The 4,748-nt window shown below is 44.9% G+C and carries 6 protein-coding genes; 4 read left to right on the top strand and 2 right to left on the bottom strand.

Features of this window, described 5'->3' with window-relative positions; genetic code table 11:
• The 3 genes from B7C60_RS17765 to frdD form a co-directional block, all read left to right on the top strand.
• Nucleotides 1-490: 4Fe-4S dicluster domain-containing protein (locus B7C60_RS17765; protein ID WP_245868500.1), on the top strand; the 490-nt coding region annotated here is incomplete at its 5' end.
• Nucleotides 491-492: 2 nt separating this feature from the next.
• Nucleotides 493-876, top strand: coding sequence for a fumarate reductase subunit FrdC (gene frdC, locus B7C60_RS03875; RefSeq protein ID WP_099610516.1), 384 nt, complete (start codon nt 493-495; stop codon nt 874-876).
• A 10-nt stretch (nt 877-886) separates the two neighbouring features.
• Nucleotides 887-1,249, top strand: a complete 363-nt coding sequence (gene frdD / locus B7C60_RS03880; protein ID WP_099610517.1) for a fumarate reductase subunit FrdD — start codon at nt 887-889, stop codon at nt 1,247-1,249.
• A 103-nt stretch (nt 1,250-1,352) separates the two neighbouring features.
• Here the strand turns inward: frdD and efp are convergent, their stop codons facing one another.
• A complete protein-coding gene (efp, locus tag B7C60_RS03885; RefSeq protein WP_099610518.1) occupies nt 1,353-1,919 on the bottom strand; it encodes an elongation factor P in 567 nt (188 codons plus the stop codon).
• 32 nt (nt 1,920-1,951) lie between these two features.
• Here efp and epmB point away from each other — a divergent pair, with 32 nt between their 5' ends.
• The gene (gene epmB / locus B7C60_RS03890; protein WP_099610519.1) at nt 1,952-2,974 is read left to right on the top strand and encodes an EF-P beta-lysylation protein EpmB; all 1,023 of its coding nucleotides are present in this window, start codon (nt 1,952-1,954) and stop codon (nt 2,972-2,974) included.
• Between the two features lie 272 nt (nt 2,975-3,246).
• Here epmB and groL read toward each other — a convergent pair.
• On the bottom strand, nt 3,247-4,748 hold a 1,502-nt coding region (groL, locus tag B7C60_RS03895), incomplete at its 5' end, for a chaperonin GroEL (protein WP_245868501.1).

Raw genomic sequence — 4,748 nt, forward strand, 5'->3', positions numbered from 1 at the left:
AATTGAGCCGTTGGCGAACTTCCCGATCGAAAAAGATTTGATTGTTGATATGACACCGTTTATCGAGCGTCTCGAGGCAATCAAACCTTATATCATTGGTAATGATCGTAAACCCGAAGACGGAACAAACCTACAAACCCCAGAACAGATGGCTCGCTATAAACAATTTGCCGCCTGCATTAACTGTGGTTTGTGCTATGCCGCATGCCCTCAATTTGGCTTAAACCCTGAGTTTATTGGCCCTGCCGCCTTAACTCTAGCGCACCGTTATAACCTTGATAGCCGTGATAACGGTAAAGCTGAACGTATGAAACTGATCAACGGAGAAAATGGCGCTTGGGGTTGTACCTTTGTCGGTTATTGCTCTGAAGTGTGTCCAAAACACGTTGATCCGGCATCAGCGGTTAACCAAGGCAAAGTAGAATCGTCAATGGACTTTGTCATTGCCATGTTGAAACCTGACGGTTCACCAAAGAAAGTGGAGGCATAAGGATGACTAACCGTAAACCGTATGTCCGTGAAATGAAACGTACTTGGTGGAAAGATCACCCCTTCTACCGTTTCTATATGGTGCGTGAAGCAACAGTACTTCCGCTCATTTTATTCACGTTATTTTTAACCGTAGGCTTGGGCGCTCTAGTCAAAGGGCCAGAAGCTTGGAATAGTTGGCTTGCCTTTATGGCTAATCCATTAGTTGTGGCCATTAATATTGTGGCTCTCGCGGGTAGTTTATTCCACGCCCAAACCTTCTTCAGCATGATGCCACAAGTGGTACCGATTCGTATCAAAGGAAAATTGCTGGATAAAAGAATCATCGTTTTGACTCAGTGGGCGGCAGTGGCCATTATTTCACTGATCGTTCTCATTGTGGTGTAAGGAGCTTATTGTGATTAATACCAATCCAAAACGTTCAGATGAACCGGTATGGTGGAGCCTATTTGGGGCCGGCGGCACTTGGTTTGCCATGATTACGCCAGTCACTATTCTGGTGCTGGGCATTCTTGTACCGTTAGGCATTATTGATGCCGAAACCATGAGCTATAAGCGAGTCGCTGAATTTGCCACCAGTATTATTGGCGCGTTGTTTATCATTGCAACTCTCGCATTACCAATGTGGCATGCGATGCATCGTGTGCACCATGGTATGCACGACCTGAAATTCCATACTGGGCTGGCAGGTAAAATTATATGTTATGCTTTTGCTGCATTGATCTCGATCCTATCAGTCGTGTTTATCTTCCTGATTTAAAACACTCTTGAATGGATAGAAAGCAAAAGAGCCAGCATACGCTGGCTCTTTTTAATTCTGCTATTGAACTATCAAGCCCCTATAGGGTTAGGCACTCATTCAATTATTTTACGCGGCTAACATATTCACTGCTACGAGTGTCCACTTTGATCACTTCACCAATTGCAATAAAGAGAGGCACACGCACGACAGCACCCGTTGATAACGTCGCCGGTTTGCCCCCAGTTCCTTGTGTATCGCCTTTCAAGCCGGGATCCGTTTCAGTGACTTCTAATTCAACGAAGTTTGGCGGTGTTACCGAAATTGGGTTACCATTCCACAAGGTCAATGTACAGGTGGTATTTTCAACCAGCCACTTGGCATTATCACCAACCGCTTTGAGGTCTGCTGCAATTTGCTCAAAGGTTTCGTTGTTCATAAAGTGATAGAATTCACCATCGTTGTATAGATAGTCAAGGTCGATATCGATAACATCAGCAACTTCTACGCTATCACCTGACTTAAAGGTTTTTTCGAGCACTTTACCAGAAAGCAATTTACGGATTCGTACTCGGTTGAATGCTTGACCTTTACCTGGTTTAACAAACTCGTTTTCGAGAATGACACAAGGCTCGTTATCAAGCATAATTTTGAGACCGCCTTTAAATTCATTCGTGCTAACAGTAGCCATTATTTCCTCTTACATTCTTCGAGTTAAATTCAATGCCGCACATAATAACCCGAAAAGTCCAATCTGTTGAGCAAAACTGGCTACAACAGCTAGCAAATGGGATATCCGATCCGAGTCAACTACTGACCCAGCTTGATATTGACCCAACACCTTGGCAAGCCGGCTTCAAAGCGCGTGAAATGTTTGCGCAGCGAGTGCCGCTTAGTTTTGTTCATCGGATGGAGAAAGGAAATCCCAACGATCCCCTTCTGCGCCAAGTCTTACCGCTCAGTGAAGAGTTTGAGCTGTATCCAGGCTACTCAACAGACCCTTTAGCTGAGCAAAACAATGCCATTCCTGGTCTACTGCATAAATACCACAACCGTTGCTTATTGATCGTCAAAGGCGGATGTGCCATTAACTGCCGCTACTGTTTTCGGCGTCATTTCCCTTACCAAGATAACAAAGGCAATAAGCAGACATGGCAGCGCAGTATCGATTATATTGCGCAGCAACCGCCATTAAATGAAGTGATCCTTTCTGGGGGTGATCCTTTAATGGCAAAAGATCATGAACTGAGCTGGCTCATCGAACAGATTGCCGCTATTCCACACATTAAACGCCTAAGAATTCACTCTCGCTTACCCGTCGTGATCCCAGCTCGTATTACCGATGAGTTAGTCGACTTATGCGCAAAAACCCGCTTGCAAGTTCTTCTGGTGACACACATCAACCACGCCAATGAAATCAATCTCGAACTGCAACAACAGATGGCGCGCTTACGCGCCGTCAATGTCACCTTACTCAATCAAAGTGTGCTGCTCAAAGGGGTAAATGATTCGGTTGACGCTCAGGTAGCCTTAAGCGAAGCTCTCTTTGATGCTGACATTTTACCTTACTACTTGCATGTGCTGGATAAGGTGCAAGGCGCAGCGCACTTTTTTGTTAGTGATGATGAAGCAAGACTTATTATGGCAGGCTTAATTGAACGAGTTTCCGGCTATCTGGTACCGAAATTGACCCGTGAAATTGGTGGACGACCCAGTAAAACACCGTTGGATTTACACTTAGAGTAACCCGTTTTTATTGACCTATCGTTTTGTTAAAAACGTTTATTGGCCTTATTGAGCCATTAACGACGGAATGACTTGGGTAACAAGAGTACGCTATCGGTTAAATAAGCTTGAAAAGACCTAACAAAGCTTGCGCTAATACAGTCACCAACAGCGACGCCCTGATGATGAGATAAAGAACAGCTTACACTTATCGTATTAATATAAATGCAAATGTATATAAAAAAACCGGAGGTTACACTCCGGTTTTTATTAATTAGCGCATTAGGCTAGCATTACATCATGCCGCCCATACCACCCATTCCGCCCATGTCAGGCATCGCTGGGGCATCTTTCTTTGGTAGGTCAGTGACCATCGCTTCTGTTGTGATCATCAAACCTGCAATTGATGCTGCAAATTGTAGCGCGCTACGAGTTACTTTCGTAGGATCTAAAATACCCATGTCGATCATATCGCCATATTCGCCCGTTGCAGCGTTATAGCCATAGTTACCGTCACCCGCTCTCACATTGTTAGCCACCACTGAGTCTTCATCACCGGCGTTTTTGGCAATTTGACGAATTGGCGCTTCCATTGCACGTAGTGCCAAGCGGATACCCACGGTTTGATCTTCGTTGTCACCTTCAAGGCCAGCAACTTTAGCCGCTGCACGAATTAAGGCAACGCCACCACCGGCAACAACGCCTTCTTCAACAGCAGCACGAGTCGCGTGCAGTGCATCTTCTACGCGATCTTTTTTCTCTTTCATTTCAACTTCAGTTGCTGCACCGACCTTGATAACCGCAACGCCGCCAGCCAGTTTAGCAACACGTTCTTGCAGTTTTTCTTTATCATAGTCTGAAGTTGCTTCTTCGATTTGTTGACGAATCTGAGCCACACGACCTTTGATCGCCTCTTCTTCGCCAGCACCATCGATAATGGTGGTATTTTCTTTGGTAATCGTCACGCGTTTTGCTTGGCCTAGATCTTCTAGAGCGGCTTTTTCTAGCTCTAGACCGATCTCTTCAGAAATTACCGTACCACCAGTTAAGATAGCGATATCCTGTAGCATTGCTTTACGACGATCACCAAAGCCTGGGGCTTTCACCGCAGCAACTTTTACGATACCACGCATATTATTGACAACTAATGTCGCTAAAGCTTCGCCTTCAACGTCTTCAGCAACGATCAGTAGTGGACGAGAAGCTTTCGCTACACCTTCAAGTACTGGTAGTAGTTCACGGATGTTGGAAACTTTTTTATCAACCAATAGGATGAATGGGTTTTCTAAATCCACACTTCCTGCTTCTTGATTGTTAATGAAGTAAGGTGATAGATAGCCACGGTCAAATTGCATACCTTCAACCACGTCTAACTCATCTTGTAATGCTTGACCTTCTTCAACCGTAATAACACCATCACGACCTACTTTTTCCATTGCTTCAGCAATGATGTTACCCACACTTGAATCAGAGTTAGCAGAGATAGTCCCCACTTGAGCAATCGCTTTGGTGTCTGCACAAGGTACAGAGAGTGTTTTTAACTCTTCCACTGCAGCTACAACAGCTTTATCAATACCGCGTTTTAGATCCATTGGATTCATGCCCGCCGCTACTGCTTTTAGGCCTTCATTAACAATAGATTGAGCTAAAACCGTTGCTGTTGTGGTTCCGTCACCGGCAGCATCGTTCGCTTGTGAAGCGACTTCTTTAACCATTTGTGCGCCCATGTTCTGGAATTTATCTTCCAGTTCAATTTCACGAGCCACAGAAACACCATCTTTGGTGATCACTGGTG

The organism is Vibrio fujianensis (assembly GCF_002749895.1).
In the GTDB taxonomy this organism is placed as follows: Bacteria; Pseudomonadota; Gammaproteobacteria; order Enterobacterales; family Vibrionaceae; genus Vibrio; species Vibrio fujianensis.

Coding starts and splice junctions, on each gene's coding strand:
- frdC (WP_099610516.1), top strand. CDS start 493: ATGACTAACCGTAAACCGTATGTCCGTGAAATGAAACGTACTTGGTGG.
- efp (WP_099610518.1), bottom strand. CDS start 1,919: ATGGCTACTGTTAGCACGAATGAATTTAAAGGCGGTCTCAAAATTATG.
- epmB (WP_099610519.1), top strand. CDS start 1,952: ATGCCGCACATAATAACCCGAAAAGTCCAATCTGTTGAGCAAAACTGG.